This is a genomic window from Paenibacillus sp. RC73 (genome assembly GCF_044908085.1).
GTDB lineage: Bacteria > Bacillota > Bacilli > Paenibacillales > Paenibacillaceae > Paenibacillus > Paenibacillus terrae_A.
The window spans coordinates 75,775-94,849 of sequence record NZ_JBIYCV010000008.1 but is presented as its reverse complement, the minus strand read 5'-3'; the positions used below and the strand labels follow the sequence as shown (position 1 = coordinate 94,849).

At 48.8% G+C, this 19,075-nt stretch carries 15 protein-coding genes; 12 read left to right on the top strand and 3 right to left on the bottom strand.

Annotated features, from left to right (window positions below):
• Window positions 1-10: 10 nt before the first annotated feature.
• Complete coding sequence (locus tag ABH897_RS19485; protein WP_283652885.1) at window positions 11-379, top strand: DUF4190 domain-containing protein; 369 nt, start codon at window positions 11-13, stop codon at window positions 377-379.
• A 92-nt stretch (window positions 380-471) separates the two neighbouring features.
• Window positions 472-735, top strand: coding sequence for a hypothetical protein (locus ABH897_RS19480; RefSeq protein ID WP_283652884.1), 264 nt, complete (start codon window positions 472-474; stop codon window positions 733-735).
• Between the two features lie 73 nt (window positions 736-808).
• Here the strand turns inward: ABH897_RS19480 and ABH897_RS19475 are convergent, their stop codons facing one another.
• Together ABH897_RS19475 and fabV are read right to left on the bottom strand one after the other, a co-directional pair.
• Window positions 809-961 carry a DUF1540 domain-containing protein gene (locus ABH897_RS19475; protein WP_081473770.1) on the bottom strand — a complete coding sequence of 51 codons (153 nt, stop codon included), beginning with the start codon at window positions 959-961 and terminating at the stop codon, window positions 809-811.
• A gap of 261 nt (window positions 962-1,222) precedes the next feature.
• The gene (gene fabV / locus ABH897_RS19470; protein WP_283652883.1) at window positions 1,223-2,410 is read right to left on the bottom strand and encodes an enoyl-ACP reductase FabV; all 1,188 of its coding nucleotides are present in this window, start codon (window positions 2,408-2,410) and stop codon (window positions 1,223-1,225) included.
• 188 nt (window positions 2,411-2,598) lie between these two features.
• On the opposite strand from fabV, the gene ABH897_RS19465 reads away from it, so the two are divergent.
• From ABH897_RS19465 to ABH897_RS19445, 5 genes are all read left to right on the top strand, one after another.
• Entirely contained in the window at window positions 2,599-8,346 is a 5,748-nt protein-coding gene (locus ABH897_RS19465) for a WIAG-tail domain (RefSeq protein WP_404592596.1), read from the top strand.
• Window positions 8,347-8,502: 156 nt separating this feature from the next.
• Window positions 8,503-9,033, top strand: coding sequence for a hypothetical protein (locus tag ABH897_RS19460; RefSeq protein WP_404592595.1), 531 nt, complete (start codon window positions 8,503-8,505; stop codon window positions 9,031-9,033).
• Between the two features lie 169 nt (window positions 9,034-9,202).
• A complete protein-coding gene (locus ABH897_RS19455) occupies window positions 9,203-9,916 on the top strand; it encodes a response regulator transcription factor (protein ID WP_283652880.1) in 714 nt (237 codons plus the stop codon).
• Between the two features lie 2 nt (window positions 9,917-9,918).
• Window positions 9,919-11,298, top strand: coding sequence for a sensor histidine kinase (locus ABH897_RS19450; protein ID WP_404592594.1), 1,380 nt, complete (start codon window positions 9,919-9,921; stop codon window positions 11,296-11,298).
• Between the two features lie 215 nt (window positions 11,299-11,513).
• Window positions 11,514-12,581, top strand: coding sequence for an ABC transporter ATP-binding protein (locus tag ABH897_RS19445; RefSeq protein ID WP_044648917.1), 1,068 nt, complete (start codon window positions 11,514-11,516; stop codon window positions 12,579-12,581).
• A gap of 146 nt (window positions 12,582-12,727) precedes the next feature.
• Here ABH897_RS19445 and ABH897_RS19440 read toward each other — a convergent pair whose 3' ends face one another.
• Complete coding sequence (locus ABH897_RS19440) at window positions 12,728-14,011, bottom strand: pectate lyase family protein (protein ID WP_404521722.1); 1,284 nt, start codon at window positions 14,009-14,011, stop codon at window positions 12,728-12,730.
• 692 nt (window positions 14,012-14,703) lie between these two features.
• Between ABH897_RS19440 and ABH897_RS19435 the strand changes: the two genes are divergently transcribed.
• The 5 genes from ABH897_RS19435 to ABH897_RS19415 all read left to right on the top strand — a co-directional run bounded on the left by ABH897_RS19435 (window position 14,704) and on the right by ABH897_RS19415 (window position 19,042).
• Window positions 14,704-15,441: a cyclase family protein gene (locus tag ABH897_RS19435; RefSeq protein ID WP_404592593.1), complete on the top strand. Its 738-nt coding sequence runs from the start codon at window positions 14,704-14,706 to the stop codon at window positions 15,439-15,441.
• A gap of 281 nt (window positions 15,442-15,722) precedes the next feature.
• Entirely contained in the window at window positions 15,723-16,307 is a 585-nt protein-coding gene (locus ABH897_RS19430) for a TetR/AcrR family transcriptional regulator (RefSeq protein ID WP_283656308.1), read from the top strand.
• Between the two features lie 76 nt (window positions 16,308-16,383).
• Complete coding sequence (locus ABH897_RS19425; RefSeq protein ID WP_283652876.1) at window positions 16,384-16,965, top strand: NAD(P)H-dependent oxidoreductase; 582 nt, start codon at window positions 16,384-16,386, stop codon at window positions 16,963-16,965.
• A 294-nt stretch (window positions 16,966-17,259) separates the two neighbouring features.
• Window positions 17,260-18,150 (top strand): carbohydrate ABC transporter permease, encoded by an 891-nt coding sequence (locus tag ABH897_RS19420; RefSeq protein ID WP_283652875.1) that lies wholly within the window; start codon window positions 17,260-17,262, stop codon window positions 18,148-18,150.
• Between the two features lie 22 nt (window positions 18,151-18,172).
• Window positions 18,173-19,042 carry a carbohydrate ABC transporter permease gene (locus ABH897_RS19415; RefSeq protein ID WP_404521718.1) on the top strand — a complete coding sequence of 290 codons (870 nt, stop codon included), beginning with the start codon at window positions 18,173-18,175 and terminating at the stop codon, window positions 19,040-19,042.
• Window positions 19,043-19,075 lie beyond the last annotated feature (33 nt).

The following is a 19,075-nucleotide window of genomic DNA, read 5'->3' as shown; positions in this document are numbered from 1 at the left end:
AATCAGACAAATGAGTAATTTATACAAAGACCCCCAATCGTCCGATCCTTTTCAGGAGACGAATGGTTATAACGCCCCATTTAATCCGCCCCCACAGCTTCCGCCTACAAACAGTAAAGCTGTTGCTTCGATGGTGCTCGGTATTCTAGCTGTCGTCATTCCCTATCTGGGGTTCATTATCGGCATCATCGGTATCATTTTGTCCAGTCTTTCCCTGAAGGAAATTAACCGTCATGGCGAACAAGGCAGGGGTATGGCTATTGCCGGATTGGTATGCAGCATTATCGGAACACTGATCTATGCATTGATCATCATTTTCATAGTCGTTGTTTTTGTTTTAGCAGCCTCAAGTGGCGACAATCCGTTTTCCGACATTTAATGAAATCAGTGAGCTCATACACTTGTACTCTTCACGATGGGGATTCCAGATGCTATGATGAATGGAGTCCAATCAAGGAGAGTGAAAGTCATATGGCACGTACTCAAACACAAAAAGCGCTAAGCAAGGCGAAGCACGCCGGAAACTACTGCTCTGCACAGAGCCGCAAAACAAATGGTCATTATGGCGAGATATCGCAGCATGTGCGAATGAAGCCAACCAAGCAGGAACAATTACAAAGAATCAAGCACAAGAAGCGAATCGTTCAGAGCGACGCTTCTTTTTTTGTCTTCCGTGTTATTATTTTATTCCAAGTTGTTAAAAAAGGACTTGATAATAATTATCATTCTTGCTAAAATATAAAAAGAAAAAGGAACCCGGCTAGGGGCTCCTTTAGGGTAAACCAATGCTTTACAGAAATAACCAACCTTATTTTGCTTCAAAGGTTTTGCAGTCCGTTTCTTCGGACTTGTGAGTGTCTGTAGGTCTGTTGCTTACGATATAAATGGAGCTTGCGCTACATTTATTTTCTTGAGCCCAGTGTGTACATGAGTTCACTTCACACATAACGTCTTTTGCCATGTTGTTCATCTCCTTATGAGTTGGATGTAATAGGCTAAGCAAATAAATACGGTCAGGCAAGGTAGGACTTGTCCAACTGTGATTACCCTCTTATTGGAAAGAGGGATTTTGCTATGCCTACTTGTACAATATCAAATGAATCTTAAAATTGCAATGTTTGCTTCAAACAAAAGCTGTCCTCCATGCAGAGCGGAATACCCCTCTGACGGAGAGCAGCTTTTTTGCTGTCTGAACATATAACAATAACGGTACTAAAATGACTTAGCGAACGGCAGGGATATCCACGATCGGGTCAATGTCGGCCTCGTAATCCACACCCTCAAATTCAAAGCCAAACAGTTTAAAAAATTCGCGGCGATATCCTTCAAGATCAGACAGCTCGTAGATGTTGTCTGTCGTCAGCTCGTCCCATATTTTCGCTACCTCAGCCTGAACATCTTCTCGTAGCTCCCAATCATCAATGCGAATACGTCCTTCCTCATCCACAGGAGTTTCCGGAGCATAGAGACGCTCGGAAAACAGACGGTAGCTCTGCTCCACGCAGCCTTCATGTAATCCTTTTTCCTTCATTACCTTGTACAAAGCGGAAATATACAGAGGTACGACTGGTATAGCAGAGCTGGATTGAGTGACCAGTCCTTTGGTGACTGCGACGAAAGCGCGTCCGCCTGTGGCTCTCAGTTGATCATTCAGCTGATGTGCTGTCGCTTCCAGATGATCCTTTGCACTTCCGATCGTACCTTCTCTGTATACTGCTTGGGTAATGTCTGAACCGATATACGAAAAGGAGAAGGTGGTCGCGGAATCAGCCAGCACACCGCCCTCACGCAAGGCGTCGATCCACAACTGCCAGTCTTCGCCGCCCATAACCTCTACAGTCCCCTGCACTTCTTCATTTGTCGCTGGTTCCAGTGTAACGCTGCTCACTTCGCCAGTGTGGAAGTTGACTGTTTTATTTGTGTACGGCTTGTCAATGGGTTTGAGCACGGAACTAAACGTTTCACCTGTACGGGGATTGGTGCGGCGACCGGAAGCGACACTGTACACCACCAAATCGACTTGCCCCAACTCTTCGCGAATGACGTCCACCGTTTTGGCTTTGATTTCATCCGAGAAGGCATCCCCTGTCACGCTAAAGGATTTAAGCCCTGCTTCCTGAGCAGCCTTTTCGAATGCAGCGGAATTGTACCAGCCTGCCGATGCTGTCCGTGTAGCTGTAGCATTACTAGGACGATATACGCCGATTGTATTGGCCCGCGCTCCGAATGCAGCCGTAATGCGGGAAGCCAGGCCATATCCGGCAGATGCCCCGATCACAAGCACATTGCGAGGTCCCTCGATAGCAGGATGGGCTTGCACATAGTTAATTTGTTCCTGAACATGTCGGGCACACCCCACTGGATGAGCAGTGGTACAGATAAAGCCGCGTGTTCTTGGTTTGATAATCATTTTATTGTAATTCCTCTCTTCTTGTAGCAATCTTCACCCTTACTATTTTAACTTTTAACAATTTTTTTTCAAACGTGGATTTTATAGAGCCTTTCCTGGACAAAAGTGAATCCCGTATGCAGGGTGGCAAGTGCCTAAGAGCCTGCATATGATGCCGTAACGATAAATATGAGAAGGGAGAGAGCTGCTTGAAGAACAAGAGCCGAAAGACCACCAGAAGCAAAAAGCCGCTCTATCGTGTAATTGACCCGGATATGAATGAATTAAGTATGATACAGCGCTTGAAGCCACAGCCTGCGGAGAGGGAGACAGAAGCAAGACTTCATCAGGTTGCTTCTCCGCCTCCCCCAATGGTAGAGGAGGCGGAGCTACAGACCATTGCCGAGCCCGAAGTCCCAATCGGGGACGGGACGGAGAATAAAGATGCAGGTGCAGCAGAGGAAACTCAAGTATTGATGGATGTGCCCGAAGAGCCTGAGCTTCTATCTGAGCCTCTATCTGAGCCTCTGTCTGAGCCCCCGTCTGAGCCATTGCCTGAAGCGATTGACGTCGAAGAAATTTTGAACAATAAAAAGGCGCCACATGTAAACAATGCTTTCATCTATACAGACGATTTAAGTGATCTGGCTGTAACCGGTGAGAAGATCGCTCCCGCCTCCATAGATTCCAGCAAGCTGAAGCAAGAGAGCGTCCAAACGGAAACTCTGGCGGATTATGCTGTTCATACCATTAAAATAGCTGACGGTGCAGTAACTTCTTCGAAAATTGCCCCGGATTCCATTACGGTGGAGCATCTGTCGGACGCATCGGTGGCAGGCAGCAAGTTGCAGGATCGTTCCATTGGCGGTGAGAAGCTTCGTGATGGCAGTATCACCCCGGAAAAGCTGGCCGATAAGATTATCAGCAGCGATCATATCGCGAATGGCTCGATTGAAAGCCGACACTTTAAGCAATGGATTGTGTCTTCAGAAATGCTTCAGGATCAGGCGATCACCTCTGATAAAATTCGCAGCGGCACAATCCAATCTAACAATTTGGCCAATGAGGCCGTCGACAGCTCCAAGCTTGGAGATCAGTCTGTGACCACGTCCAAACTGCGGGATGGGGCTGTGGATGGCTCTAAAATTCAGGCTGGCAGCATTGAAAGTGCACATTTAACGGAGCATGCCATCACTGCCCGGCATCTGGCACCCGGTTCGATTAACCGCAAGCAGCTTTCCGACGGAATTGTGGGCAAGGAACAACTGGAAGAAGGAGTTGTCAGTGGGCGTCATCTGGAGTATGAGGCCGTCACCAGTGCGCATATTCAGGCTGGAGCGATTGAAAGAAAGCATCTGAGTCCCGGCTCCATTGGGGAAGAGCAGCTTGGAACGGGCCAAGTAACAGCTCGTCATTTGGCAGACCGGAGTATCCAGTCCAACAAGTTGGCGGATCAATCTGTAGGCTCGCTGCAAATTGTCGATCAATCCGTGACTTCATCCAAAATATCGGATCAAAGCATTTTACCGCACAAAATCGCCGATGAGGCGGTACTTACCAGACATATTGCCACAGCGGCTATACAAGGCCCTCAGCTTGCTCCGGAGGCGGTCTCTTCATTACATCTTCAGTCCGAAATTATTCGGGAAAATCATATTGTAACGGGTGCAGTTACGGAGCATCATTTACAGTCCGGGGCTGTCACGAGCGAGAAATTAGGGAAGGGCGCAGTTCTGGATCACCATGTGGCGAATCAGGCGGTCAAGGAAAATCACATTGCTTCGAACGCTATTAAGCCTGACAAAATTGCTGACGAAGCGATTACGGAAAGCAAAATTGCCGCAGGGGCGGTAACCAGAAATAAAATTGCGCCTCAAGAAATTGCAGATGTACACATTGCATCCGGGGCTATTCGTGAAAACCATCTGGCGGACAAAAGTGTGGGTGGTAAGGCATTACAGGCTGAGTCCGTTCGTTCGGCGCATTTGGCCGTGGGTTCTGTGCTAAGTGAACATATCGGGAACGGAAGTGTGGGAACCTCGGCTTTGCAAGGGCAGTCTGTTACCGCAGACATATTGGGTGAAGGCGCTGTTCAAACAGGGCATCTGGCGAGTGGAGCGGTGTACTCCCATCATTTGCAGGATCATGCGGTAACTTCGCTGAAACTGTCGCCAGAGAGCGTAGCTACGGATAAAATTAATGATCTGGCGATTACAGCTCCTAAATTGGCAGAGGGCAGCGTAACTTCCTCCAAGCTGTCCGCACGTTCCGTGCAGCCGTGGCATATCACGGATAAAGCTGTACAGAGCAATCATCTGGCTGTTGAAGCGGTGGAAGCGAATCATCTCGCTCCTGAATCCGTCACCTCCAACCATTTGCAATCTGCATCGGTCCTGACCAAGCATCTCACCCCGGATAGCGTATCTGGTCATATACTTCAGGCGGAAAGCGTCACCTCGGAGAAGCTGGCGGCTCGGGCCGTGCAAGCGCCCAACCTGGCGGAAAGCAGCGTCGGTCCTGCACATTTGGCTGCGCAAGCGGTACACACCCAGCATTTGGCAGCCGGAGCGGTACAGGAAACGGCACTGGCTCAGAACGCGGTGAAGTCCGAGCATCTTGCACCGGAATCCATCCAATCGGAGCATTTGCAAAACGGGGTCATTCAGGGAGAGCATATCGCATTCCAGGCCGTGGCGACCTCGGCCTTACAGGATGAAGTGGTCACCTCTGTCAAATTGGCGGAGGAAAGCGTAACTTCTACCAAGCTGTCTGCCCATGCAGTGCAGTCCGGGCACATTTCAAACGAGGCGGTCCAAAGCAACCATCTGGCTGTGGCAGCTGTCGATTCGGCGCATCTGGCAGCCGGAGCGGTCACCTCGGTACATCTACAAGCTTCCACGGTGCTTACGAGACATCTGGCCCCGGATAGCGTATCCGGTCGTGCGCTCCAAGCGGAAAGCGTCACCTCGGAAAAGCTGGCGGCGCGCTCGGTACAAGGAATGAACCTCGCAGAAGGCAGCGTCGGTCCTCCGCATCTGTCTGCGCAGGCCGTACACCCCCGGCATCTGGCAGTTGGAGCGGTACAGGACAGAGCGCTGGCAGAGGGAGCTGTGAAGTCCGTGCATATCGCACCGGAGTCCATCCAGCCGCATCATCTGCACATCGGAACCATTCAGGGCGAGCATATCGCATCACAGGCGATATCGACCGATGCTTTGCAAAGTGAGTCTGTTACGTCCGACAAACTGGCGGAGGAAAGTGTAACCTCCGCCAAGCTATCTGCCCATGCAGTGCAGTCTGGGCACATTACAGATGAAGCCGTACAAAGCAGCCACCTGGCTGTGGCGGCTGTGGATTCGACACATCTGGCAGCCGGAGCGGTCACCTCGGTTCATTTGCAGGCTTCCTCGGTGCTTACGCGACATCTGGCCCAGGATAGTGTATCCGGTCGTGCGCTCCAAGCGGAAAGCATCACCTCGGAAAAGCTGGCAGCACACTCGGTGCAAGCGACGAATCTCGCGGAAGGCAGCGTTGGCCCTGCACATTTGTCTGCGCAGGCCGTACACCCCCGGCATCTGGCAGCCGGAGCGGTACAGGACAGAGCGCTGGCAGAGGGAGCTGTGAAGTCCGTGCATATCGCACCGGAGTCCATCCAGCCGCACCATCTGCACATCGGAACCATTCAGGGCGAGCATATCGCATCACAGGCGATATCGACCGATGCCTTGCAGGATGAGTCTGTTACGTCTGACAAACTGGCGGATGAGAGCGTGACGGCCGCCAAGCTGTCCGCCCACTCGGTACAGCCGTGGCACATTACGGACGAAGCGGTGCAAGGGAACCATTTGGCAGAAGAAGCGATTCAATCGAGCCATTTGGCCCCGGAAGCCGTCACCTCTGACCATTTGCAGGCTTCGGCGGTGCTTACGAGACATCTGGCTCCGGATAGCGTATCCGGTCGTGCACTTCAAGCGGAAAGCGTCACCTCGGAAAAGCTGGCGGCGCGCTCGATACAAGGAATGAACCTCGCGGAAGGTAGCGTCGGTCCTGCACATTTGGCTGCGCAGGCCGTACATCCCCAGCATCTGGCAGCTGGAGCGGTACAGGACAGAGCGCTGGCAGAGGGAGCTGTGAAGTCCGTGCATATCGCACCGGAGTCCATCCAGCCGCATCATCTGCACATCGGAACCATTCAGGGCGAGCATATCGCATCACAGGCGATATCAACCGATGCTTTGCAAAGTGAGTCTGTTACGTCCGACAAACTGGCGGATGAGAGCGTGACGGCCGCCAAGCTGTCCGCCCACTCGGTACAGCCGTGGCACATTACGGACGAAGCGGTGCAAGGAAACCATTTGGCAGAAGAAGCGATCCAATCGAGCCATTTGGCCCCGGAAGCCGTCACCTCTGACCATTTGCAGGCTTCGGCGGTGCTTACGAGACATCTGGCTCCGGATAGCGTATCCGGTCGCGCGCTTCAAGCGGAAAGCGTCACCTCGGAAAAGCTGGCGGCGCGCTCGATACAAGGAATGAACCTCGCGGAAGGTAGCGTCGGTCCTGCACATTTGGCTGCGCAGGCCGTACATCCCCAGCATCTGGCAGCTGGAGCGGTACAGGACAGAGCGCTGGCAGAGGGAGCTGTGAAGTCCGTGCATATCGCACCGGAGTCCATCCAGCCGCATCATCTGCACATCGGAACCATTCAGGGCGAGCATATCGCATCACAGGCGATATCAACCGATGCTTTGCAAAGTGAGTCTGTTACGTCCGACAAACTGGCGGAGGAAAGTGTGACGGCCGCCAAGCTGTCCGCCCACTCGGTACAGCCGTGGCACATTACGGACGAAGCGGTGCAAGGAAACCATTTGGCAGAAGAAGCGATTCAATCGAGCCATTTGGCCCCGGAAGCCGTCACCTCTGACCATTTGCAGGCTTCAGCGGTGATGACCCGGCATATTGCGCCGGGAAGTGTATCTGTTCACGCGCTCCAGGCAGGGAGCGTGAACGCTGAGAAGCTTGCGCTTCGGGCAGTGCGTGCTTCGAATCTGGCGGAAGCCAGCGTAAGCTCCGTACATCTGATGGAGCAAGCAGTACACCACCAACATCTGGCTGATGGGTCGGTACAGGAATCAGCGCTGGCAGAAGGCGCGGTGCAATCAAGGCATATCGCATTGGATTCCGTCCAGTCGGAGCATCTGCAAGCAGGTGCCATCCAGCCGCAGCATATAGGCTGGCAGGTGGTGTCGGAAGACGCAATGCAGGAAGGAGCGGTTACGTCCAGCAAGATCGTGAATGGAGCGGTACAGTCCTGGCATGTGGCCGAGGAGTCCATTGAAGGCCGACATATTGGCGAGGAAGTCATTGATACGTATCACCTGAAGCCAGGGGCGGTGACGCTGGCTCAGCTATCCACAGATATTCACCTCGCGGGGCTTTTGCCGGAGGAAGGTATCAGTGGCGACAGACTCCAGGTAGATAGTGTATCTCGAAGCCATCTGAAAGCTCAGGCCGTCGACAGCGAGGTGCTGAGCCCGGAAGCTGTAGGATCGGAGCATCTACAGACCGCTGCGGTACAAAGCCATCACTTGGCAGAGCAAAGCATTGAAGGGCATCATCTGGTGGAAGGCTCCGTAGGCTCGCGTGAGCTGGAGCTGAACGCAGTGAAGCCGGAGCATCTGAGCATCACCCCGGTTCGTACTTGTGCCAATCAGTCTGCATTGCAGCAGTTTGGCAGAGCGCCGTTTCTTTTGAAGGGCAGCGAAGGAGAGACGGAAGTGACCATTGTATTCGCAGAGCCTTTTATGAACCCGGACTATACGCTGGTAGCGATGACGAACCATCCTCTATTTCATGCGACGCTGAAATCGCAGACGCCGAATGGAGCGGTGATCGTAGTAACCAAATGGAACGAAACCGCGCACAACTACGGTATTGTTTCCTGGATTGCCATCGGTTAGTGAATGTAATTGTGTAAAACTTATAGCGTGCAGACTCACGTATTTTCTGAATACGGGGCTGCACGCCTTTTCATATACTTTTCACACATTTGTTCCACAATTATCCCGAATTCTCCTGATAAGCTAAAGATACTTTAAAGGAGAGGTGATACAATCATGAAAAAATGGACTAAAAACGCAGCAGCCGTATTGACCGTAGTAAGCGTACTGGGAGGAGCAAGCAGTGCATTCGCCGCTACAGCGACACCAACGCCAGCTACAACTGCACCAGCAACGAAAGCACCGGCGGTTACGACCCCGGCTACCAAAGCACCAGCAGTAAAAGCACCTGCGACGAAAACACCAGTGGTGAAAGCACCTGTTAAAAAAGCTGCAACAGCTCATAAATCAACAACAAAAGCGAAAAAAGCTCCAGTCAAAAAGGCGGTTGCTAAAAAAGTAGCCCACAAAGCAAAAACAGTAAAAGCGAAGCATCGTACCGTTAAACATCATGTGAAAAAACATCATGCCGTAAAAACAAAAGCGCCAGCTCACAAAACTCGTGCACACCATGTTGTAGCTAAAAAAGTGGCTCATAAAGCTCCTGTTAGCAAAGTGACTCATGCAAAAACAGTGGTAAAAACAGCTCCAAAAACAGCAGTGAAAACAGCTCCAAAAGCAGCTAAAGTGGTAACAACCAAGAAATAAGGTTGGAGCGCAATTCGCCTCCAGCTCGCCTGGCATATACAGCAGCGATTCATGATAAGAAAAGACGGGACCGGGGACGGTATACCCGTCTTTTGTCTATTTTGCTAGGCTTCTGTTAAGCTTATAGAGAGGATGAAATCATCCAGAACAACGGCAAGGGGTTAAGGTCATGACAAAAATAGTGGTAGTAGATGATGACGTGTTCATTTTGCAATTAATATCTGAATATTTAAAAAAGGAATCCTACGAGGTGGCTTCCTTTTCCAGTGGAAAAACACTGGTAGAGCATATCCGTACCGACCATCCGGATTGTCTCGTTCTCGATATCATGATGCCCGGAATTGATGGACTTTCCCTGTTGACTCAGCTGCGTGAATTTACGGAAATGCCGATTATTATGATCTCCGCTCGAGGGGAAGAAACTGACCGTATTCACGGGCTGGAGCTGGGATGCAGCGATTTTTTAACTAAGCCATTCAATCCTCGGGAGCTGGTTGGCAGAGTCAAAGCCATGCTGAGGCTGACCAAGGCCGGAACATCTGTACCGGACGATAAGGAGGCAGCAGAGGCAGTCGGAAATGTATGTCGTGCGGGCAATCTGTGTATTTTCGCTGAATTTCGTAAGGTAACGGTGGACGGTCAAGAGCTGAATCTAACCTCGCGTGAATTTGATTTGCTGCTGTTTCTTTCGAATCATTTGGAAAGACCTTTTGGCAGGGAGCATCTGATTCAGCAGGTGTGGAGCTATGATTTTATAGGTGATGTGAGGGTCGTGGACGATCTGGTCAAACGGATTCGTAAAAAGCTGGCGGAATGCCACTCTACGCTCGTCATTAATACCGTTTGGGGATTCGGATATAAAGCAACGGTTCAGGAGCAGTAGCCATGCGTACGATGAGAGCTAAAATACTGCTGTCTCTATCCATCGCAATGCTCATTACCGTTTGTATTACGGTGGTTTTATTCATCAGGCTTATCGACGACCTTCTTGTAAATCAGGCTAAATCCAAGCTTCATGAGCAGGCACGCAAAGCCGTCCATATTATGAGCGACGGAGGCTTTGATCGGCTGGATAACGCTGAGCTTAACTATGTTATCAAAGGTATGCTTTTGTCTGCCGATTATTTTATTTTAAGCACGGATAACCGCATCATCGACTCCAGTGTTTCTGGAATGGAGGGCAAGAAGATAGAGAGTTTGCTATTGATCCGTCAGGTTTTTTTTGCATCCGTTCATCCGTCTGCCCATGATCTGGCTACCGTACATGAAGGGGTTGCTGTGCTCCAAGGTAAAAAGATACTGTTTACAAATGAAGAACTGCCCGGGCAGCCTTTTCGTATTTTTGTATATTCACCGCTGTCTTCTTTAAGAGCGCTGTATGTGCCATTAATGAGAACCACGCTGCTATCCATTGTCGCGAGCTTTGTCGTCATTCTCGTCATTGGACTGATGGTCGTTTCACGCCTGGTGCGCCCACTCAAACGTCTGAAGGAGGCCGTAGGCAACTACGAGCCGAATCAACCACAGGATAGTGATTTTCCACAAGCGGACAAAAGCGAGATTGGCGAGCTGATCGGTACTTTTCACTCCATGTCTACCCGTATACAGCAGCATCACCACGGTCAAATTGAATTTTTGCAAAATGTATCTCACGAGCTAAGGACACCGTTAATGTCCATTCAAGGCTACGTTTACGCCATTCAGGATCAGGTGGTATCCCAGGATGAGGGGCTGAGTATCATTAAAGTGCAGTCCCAGCGATTAATTGATATGGTGGAAAAGCTGCTTCAGCTATCGAGGCTGGAGGCGTTGAACGAAGAATGGCCTGTCTCTCTGATTGATCTTAGAAGCATGGCAGAGGACGCTGTTCATTTGTTGATGCCGGTGGCTGCCGAACGCTCGATCTCGCTTCGCGTGGAGGGGGAGGGCCTGCATGTGGCTGTTCCGGCCGAGCAATTATTCCGTATGATGCTGAATTTGTTGCAAAATGCGGTTCGACATACCTCCACGGAGGTTGTCATCCATTTGGAGGCGGGAACGACACCGGAGGTTGTATGGATAATCCATGTGGATGACGACGGAGAAGGTTTAACCGAAGAAGAGGCGGCTGAGGTGTTTGGACGATTCTATACCGGCTCGAACGGTGTTACAGGTCTGGGATTGGCTATTTGCCGCCAAATTGCCTCCCGGCTGAACGGAGAACTGATCTGCACACGCTCGCCATTGGGTGGAGCACGGTTCAGCTATATTCAACGCATGTTATAAATGAGTGCAAAAAATGGTTAAAAATGATCGTTTTTCTGGATAAACATTCCGTTAATATAACACAATATGACAGGTTTTAGGTATTATTGCAGATATAGCTTGACTGGCGGGTACTAAACTGAGTAAAATTAATCGTATATACCTTGACTCTTGAACGTCGTTTTTTTAGATAGTGGTCAATAATAGTGGTTAATAATAAATGAAAGAGTGATGAGATGAACCGCCTTTTGGAAGTGAAGGACTTAACGATATCTTTCAAGACCCGCCAGGGACTAGTGCAGGCCATTCGTGGCGTAAACTTTCATGTCAATAAAGGAGAGACGCTGGCGATCGTGGGCGAATCCGGCTCAGGCAAAAGTGTAACTTCACAGGCTGTGATGAAGCTGATTCCGACCCCTCCCGGTATTTATCAAAAGGGTCAAATTATTTTTGACGGACAAGAGCTGATTAATAAAACGGAAAAGCAGATGCAGAAAATTCGCGGTAAGGAAATCGGACTGATTTCTCAGGACCCGATGACCTCGCTTAACCCGACGATGAAAGTCGGCAAGCAAATCACGGAAGTGCTTTTCAAGCATGAAAAAATATCCAGGGATGCTGCTCATAAACGTGGTATTGAGCTGCTTAATCTGGTAGGTATTCCACATCCGGAGCAGCGTTTTAACCAGTATCCGCATGAGTTCAGTGGTGGTATGCGTCAACGTGTCGTTATCGCGATGGCATTGGCTGCCAATCCGAAGCTCCTGATTGCCGATGAGCCGACGACTGCACTGGATGTAACGATTCAAGCTCAAATTTTGGAGCTGATGAAGGACCTTCAAAAGAAGATCGACACTTCCATCATCTTTATTACCCATGATCTTGGCGTTGTAGCGAAGATGGCGGATCGTGTTGCTGTTATGTATGCCGGACAAATCGTGGAAACGGGTACAGTTAATGAAGTTTTCTATAACCCGAAACATCCATATACATGGGGACTTCTCGCTTCCATGCCAAGTTTGGACAGCCACGGTCAGAAGCTGGCAGCAATTCCGGGTACACCTCCTGATTTGCTTCATCCGCCTGTAGGGGATGCTTTTGCAGCCCGCAGTGCTTATGCGATGAAGATTGACTTTGAGAAAGAGCCTCCGCTCTTTCAATTATCCGATACGCATTTTGTGAAATCATGGTTACTGCATCCGGATGCGCCTGCGGTTGAGCCGCCAGAAGCGGTAAAGGCCAAGCTTCGCAAGCTGGATAATGCATTTGAAAAGCCCGTTTTGGTAGAACAATACGGCGGTTAAGGTGTAATGTAGTTTGTAAATAAACCGAGTCAAAATAAAAGAAGGGCTGTTCTCTCCGTGGAAGAATCTACGGTGGGAACAGCCTTTTTGGTGTGAAGCCGCAGGTTGTGAGAGCCTGTGGCTATTTGAGCTAGCGGGGCAGTTTTTTACAGCTTGCCGGAACCGGCTTGGGAAGTGACTTCTGCCTTCACGCTGGCGGATGGAGAAATCTTATCGTTCAGCGATGGTTTCCAGCCTACAGAGGAGCTAAGACCCGCGCTGGAGCCTGCATTTACGGCTTGTCCATTCAGGAGAGTGCCTGTGTCGGACAGGGCGGTGCCTCCAAAGACAGTTACGATTTTAGCTGCGGACAAACCTGCAACGTCGATAACATTGTTTTCGGCGAAGATTTTGGAGGATTTGCCTGCGCCCCATATATACAGCGAAGGATATTCGGAGCGTTTTACATCACCTGTATAGTAATTGTTGTACAGATGGACTTGTCCATACCGCACGCGTGGTGTGCGTTGTACTGTGTTTTCATAATAATTGTGATGCAGGGTTACACGTAAAGCCCCTTCATCTGCTGTTTTGCTGTCGCTGTTGCCAATAATCGACGTTTTATCATGATCGTAAAAGTGATTGTAAGAAGCAGTAACCAGATCGCCTTGGTTAATCACATCGAGAAGTCCATCATGATGCTGATATTCTTGACCGTAAAAGGTGCCGTTTCCGCTATCGGGGCGAGATCCATCATTGAAGGTATTGTGGTCTACCCATACATGTGTGGCGCCATTAATTGTAATGCTGTCATATTCCGAATTCCAGTTGCCTGTACTACCGTCAGTTGGGTCCCACTGAGGGAAATAATCGTAGGCATCCTGGAATTCAATATTACGGATAATGACGTTGTCCGTCCCTTTTTTCAGTTGGAAGTTTACGCCGTTAATGACGGCATCGCTACCCAGACCGACAATCGTTGTATTGGACGGAATTTCAATGACGACACGACTGGCTTGGCTTTTTTGTGAAGCTTCACGTGCCTTTTCCAATGTACCGGACGGAACCTTTTTACCCCACGTAGATGGATCATATGCTTTGAGGTATGCATCGAAATCATATTTAGGGTCCTGGTAATCGTTTAATCCTAACGGCTTGTTATTGTCATCGACATTGACATTGATTGTGCCTTTGACATAAATGATTTTAGGAGTTGTATTACTGCTTTTACCCAAGGCATCCACAAGTTGTTTGCGATTTGTTACGGTGAAAATATTGGAAGAAGAGGCTGCAGATCCGCCTGTTGTGCCTGTAGTAAAGGCTGCCCATCCGTTCTTGCTGCCGAGCACCTCCTTACCAATATCGCCTGCCGCATGAGCGGGTGTGCCAAGAGGAGCAAGGGTAGTGAACAGCAGAGCTGCTGCAATGCCGAGTGAAAATCTCTTTTTCATAAAGTGACCTCCGTATATGGGGTTAGTGGAGTAGACGAACGAAGGGAGTCCCGGGTGCTCCTATGGTTTCTACTTTTCTATCATACTTCTTGTTCCAGTATTTGTTAATATAATAAAAGTTACATACTAAAATATTTGTCGAAAATTTTACATAATACAGCGTACCCCTACTTTTTTCCATTAATATCGTAGTTACACTAATGGAAACGTTAACAATCACATGAAATGGGAATTGTATATATGAATATATGGAATTGTTTTTGTATTTTCTACTCGGAAAATCATTATTTTCCGTATTCTGAATTCGCGCTTTCCGTGGAAAAATACTGGGAAACGAACAAATTTCATGCTACAATCAAAATTGGTAAATATAACAAAATTGAGCATATTTACCACAATACTAGCAATGGGTCGTACACTAGACAAATGGAAGTGAACATAGATTAGCTGAAAATGTTAACGATTTCAATCTAAGAGGAGGAATCTCAAATGTTAAGAAACCGCTCATTTTATCGCAGATTTTGGCTGACTGCGTGGGCAGTCCTGTTACTCATACCAGCCGCTCCAAGCTGAAATATATAGATGAATAGCACCATTTTGATCTATATATTTCTGATTACAAGTCACTTTGTGGATTTTCGCAGAATCCTCAGGTACAATCCTTGTAATATAGCTGAGGAGGAATGGGCATCATGGCAGAGCATTTAGCAGATATCTTGAAGTTATTGAAGCAAAAAGAGTGGGTGGATTTGTCCCACGCCTTTTATCCTGAAATTCCTCATTTCCCGGTATTCGATGATGTTCAGGTAGACACGCTGTTTACTCATGACGATGGTTTTTTTGTGAAGCAATACCGCTTTCCGGGTCAGTATGGTACTCATATTGACGCGCCAGTTCATTTTGTGAAGGGCAACCGTTATTTACATGAGCTTTCCTTGAAGGAACTGGTTCTGCCACTGGTCGTTATCAATCGTGCAGCAGCTGTCGCCACTAATCCCGACTATGAGCTTACGGTTGCGGATATTGTAGACTTTGAGAAGGAGCATGGACGAATTGTTGATCAAGCTTTTGTAGCCTTTCGCAGTGATTGGAGCAAGCGTTGGCCTGATTCGGAAGCTTTTTCGAACAAGGATGCAGCCGGAGACGCACACTGCCCGGGCTGGTCGCTGGAAGCGCTGCGCTTTTTGGTGGAAGAACGGAATGTGGCTGCGATCGGACATGAAACGCTGGATACCGATTCCTCCGTGGCCTATCGCAAAGCAGGCAAGCTGGTAGGGGAATATTACATATTGGAACAGGATCGTTATCAGGTTGAGGTGCTGACGAATTTGGACAAGCTGCCCGCGATGGGTGCTGTTATTTATAATATCGTTCCGAGCATTCAGGATTCCCCCGGATTTCCGGTACGTTCCTTTGCTATTTTACCTTAATCATAAACAAGGAAAGGTCGATTACAGACATGAATATCTGTGATCGGTCTTTTAAGATCTATATGGGTAGTATGCAGTTATGCCAATCGGTTGCTTTTCCATCCTCCTGGGCTGAAACAGTCAGCTCATTTGATTCACTCCTCTTATTCACGGTTTAGAACGTCCGTTTTTATTTGGTTACATATCCATTTTTATATTAATAAAACAAGACGATAGTTATCCTTTTTCGCCTTGCATAAATATCATTTGCAATTTAGTTAGTTATCACTTACTATATGCTTATGAACAAGAAAACACATGTAGATAGCAAGAAGAAGGATATTATGCAAGCAGCTATGCGCTTATTTGCAACCAAAGGCATCGACGGCATTTCTGTCAAAGAAATCGGGGAGGCTGCCGGTGTGACGGATGCCGCGATTTATAAGCATTTTAAGAGTAAAGATGCGATGGCCCTGGAAGTATTCGGGCAGTATTGCAACAGCTACACTACGTTGATTGACTTCTATCGCAAGCAGAGCGGGAGCTTTATTAGTCGTTTTCATCAACTGGTGGACGAGGTGCTTGTGATGCACGATGAAGACCAGTATGGTCTGCTTCTGTTATCACAGCATCATGAGCTGTATGTAGAGGCCAGCCAAAGCTCGAATGTCCGGCAGCCGCAGGATGCGTTAGTCGAATTTATCGAGCAGGGGATTCAGCACGGAGAACTGCCCAAGCAGGATGCCCTGCTATCTGGTGTGCTCATTATTGGGGCCATTACACGCTTGTCCGTGTCCAGTCTGGAGGGTGAATTGCCCCAGCAGCTTATTCCGTTTGCAACGGAGGTCAAGGAACGTTTAACCGCTTTATTAAGTCAAGGTCAGTAGTGACCTTTTCTTTTTAAATATAAAGTTAGTGTTTTCTAACTAAAAAAATAAAATATGAGGGTAGGAAGTGGCTCGAATGTCTAAAAAGATATTGGTTATTCAGGGAAATCCGGTCGTTGGCAGTTATGGAGAAGCGCTGGCTCAATCCTATGTAAAAGGAGCGGAGGCTGCGGGGGCTGAGGTGCGTTTATTGCAGTTGTCCGCGTTGGACTTTAATCCTAATCTATTAGGTGGATATCGCAATAAATTGCCGCTGGAACCGGATTTAATCAAGGCTCAGGAATCCATTAAGTGGGCAGAGCATCTCGTTTTCGTCTTTCCGATCTGGTGGGGCAGCTTGCCCGCATTAATGAAGGGTTTCATTGACCGTACCTTTATGCCGGGGTTTGCGTTTAAGTATCAAAAGGGAAAGTCGTTGCCTGACAAGCTCTTAAAAGGCAGAACGGCCCGCCTCATTACTACGATGGACGGACCGGGCTGGTATTACCGATTTTTCCAGGGACAGCCTGGGCATCGAATGATGAAGGATTCCACGCTGCATTTATGCGGTGTCAAACCGGTGCATTCTACTGTGATTGATCTCATGAATAAGAAAACAGATCAACAGCGCAACGATTGGCTGAGCAAGGTCGAGCAGCTAGGACGCAGCATGAGTTAAGTTTTCATGATGCCGGGATCAGTCTGATTCCATTGCTGGATTTAATGAATCAGTGGGGACAGGATCATCAAAAGCTGAGAGCTGCATCGGAGTAGATTGGTTAATAGAATAGGGTCAGCCTAACAGTCTCTCTTTGAAGTAAAAGAGGGGCTGTTTGTGGCACGTCTCACAGGGCTACATCTGGGAGATGATCCGGCTAAAGTAACATTCTCCCCTTTGAAAAGTTGATTTCCCTATCCCGTCCTGTTTTTCGTTCCCTCTATAATCAAATTAAAGATTCTAGGGGGGCATTCGATGAAACTGAAAAAAGTACACGCCTATGTGTTTGTATTCCCGAGTTTGTTTCTGACCCTTGTGTTTGGCATTTATCCTCTGCTTTGGGCACTACGCTATATGTTCTATGATTATCAGGGATTCGGGACGCCTGTTTTTATTGGCCTCGATAATTTTGCGCGAGTTCTGCGAGACCAGCAATTCTGGTCCTCCGTGGGAAATACCGGGATTTACGCTCTCGGCAAGCTGCTCATCACCATTCCAATGTCTCTGGTTTTGGCTATTATTTTGAATCGTAAGTTAAAAGGGCGTTCCTTGCTGCGGGCGATTTATTATGTGCCCACGATTTTCAGCGCCTCGGTGATGGCGATCGTCTTTTTTATTATCTTCAACTCCTACAACGGAATTTTGAACCAACTGCTGCTCAAGTATCATCTTGTCTCTGCCCCGATTAACTGGCTTGGTGCCGATCAAGCCATGATGACCACCATTATCATCGCCATCTGGGGCGCTGTGGGCAACTACATGCTACTGTTCCTCGCTGGTCTTCAAGGCATTCCCAACGACCTTTACGAAGCGGCTTCGCTTGACGGTGCTAATGAGTTCCAGAAGCTTAAGTATGTGACGATTCCGATGCTGGGACCTGTTATGCAGATGATCATCATGCTGGCCATTACCATCTCCCTCAAGGGCTATGAGAGCATCATGGTGCTGACCGAAGGTGGTCCTTATGGAAAAACAGAGGTGATGTATCTGTATCTGTTCAAATTGCTGTTTCCGGTGTCGGCTGAAAGCCAGTCGCTCCAGCAATTGGGTTACGGCAGTGCCGTCGGCTTCACTACAGCGTTGCTTGTAGGGGGAGTTACGTTCATCTACTTCCGTATTTCCAAGAAGCTGAATGATATTTACTAGAAGCAGGCAGGAGGAGAACAGAATGAATCATACTCATACCAACCATACCTTATCCCCGAAGCTGGTGCACTGGACTGGCAAGACAGTGCTCTGGGTGTTCCTGCTCATGACGGCCATTCTAGCGATATTCCCGATTGTCATCGTGGTACTCGGCTCGTTCAAGACGAATCAGGAGCTGACCAGCAGTGCAACCATCTGGCCACAAAGCTGGCACTTTTCCAACTATGTTCAGGCCTGGAAAAACGCCAATTTCTCCCGCTTTACCCTGAACAGCATTTTTGTAAGCGTGGCTACGACAATCGGTACTCTGCTGGTTGCGTCCATGTCCGCCTATGCAGTGAACCGGGTACATTTTATCGGCAAAAAGGCGTACTCTCTGCTCATGGCATCCACCTTGTTTATCTCGATCGGGGCTGTGGTGCTGCGTCCGCAATTTGACTTGATGGTCATGCTCGGTCTGAACAAGACGCTGTGGGGCATCATCATTATACTGGTCAGCACACATGCCACCTGTTATTTCATGCTGATTGGATTCTTCAGAGGTATTCCCAAGGATCTTGACGAGGCAGCGATGATTGACGGCTGCAACTTTTATTCGGTGTATTGGCGGATTGTGCTCCCGTTGCTGCGGCCTGCGCTTGCCGTTGCCGGGCTCTCAGCCTTCCAGGGCTCATGGAATGAGTATATTTTGCCGCTTGTGTTCACGATGAGTAATCCGGAATTGCAGACGCTCCCAGTAGGATTGGCTAATCTTCGGTACGGTATCGGAGCTGCCGCGGAGGTTCAACTGATGATGGCTGGCGCCTGCCTGTCCATTCTGCCGCTTCTGGTGGTCTATGTGTTCGCCAGTAAATCGTTTATGCAAGTTACCGCTGGTGCTGTCAAGGGGTAGAGTAACTTGGGTTCTGTTGATACAATGGGCTTC

Excerpts from the sequence above, each read along its gene's own strand:
- ABH897_RS19475 (WP_081473770.1), bottom strand. The coding sequence starts at position 961 with ATGGCAAAAGACGTTATGTGTGAAGTGAACTCATGTACACACTGGGCT.
- ABH897_RS19440 (WP_404521722.1), bottom strand. The coding sequence starts at position 14,011 with ATGAAAAAGAGATTTTCACTCGGCATTGCAGCAGCTCTGCTGTTCACT.
- ABH897_RS19420 (WP_283652875.1), top strand. The coding sequence starts at position 17,260 with ATGAAACTGAAAAAAGTACACGCCTATGTGTTTGTATTCCCGAGTTTG.
- ABH897_RS19450 (WP_404592594.1), top strand. The coding sequence starts at position 9,919 with ATGCGTACGATGAGAGCTAAAATACTGCTGTCTCTATCCATCGCAATG.
- ABH897_RS19435 (WP_404592593.1), top strand. The coding sequence starts at position 14,704 with ATGGCAGAGCATTTAGCAGATATCTTGAAGTTATTGAAGCAAAAAGAG.
- ABH897_RS19485 (WP_283652885.1), top strand. The coding sequence starts at position 11 with ATGAGTAATTTATACAAAGACCCCCAATCGTCCGATCCTTTTCAGGAG.
- ABH897_RS19445 (WP_044648917.1), top strand. The coding sequence starts at position 11,514 with ATGAACCGCCTTTTGGAAGTGAAGGACTTAACGATATCTTTCAAGACC.
- ABH897_RS19455 (WP_283652880.1), top strand. The coding sequence starts at position 9,203 with ATGACAAAAATAGTGGTAGTAGATGATGACGTGTTCATTTTGCAATTA.
- ABH897_RS19430 (WP_283656308.1), top strand. The coding sequence starts at position 15,723 with ATGAACAAGAAAACACATGTAGATAGCAAGAAGAAGGATATTATGCAA.
- ABH897_RS19480 (WP_283652884.1), top strand. The coding sequence starts at position 472 with ATGGCACGTACTCAAACACAAAAAGCGCTAAGCAAGGCGAAGCACGCC.
- ABH897_RS19425 (WP_283652876.1), top strand. The coding sequence starts at position 16,384 with ATGTCTAAAAAGATATTGGTTATTCAGGGAAATCCGGTCGTTGGCAGT.
- ABH897_RS19460 (WP_404592595.1), top strand. The coding sequence starts at position 8,503 with ATGAAAAAATGGACTAAAAACGCAGCAGCCGTATTGACCGTAGTAAGC.
- fabV (WP_283652883.1), bottom strand. The coding sequence starts at position 2,410 with ATGATTATCAAACCAAGAACACGCGGCTTTATCTGTACCACTGCTCAT.
- ABH897_RS19415 (WP_404521718.1), top strand. The coding sequence starts at position 18,173 with ATGAATCATACTCATACCAACCATACCTTATCCCCGAAGCTGGTGCAC.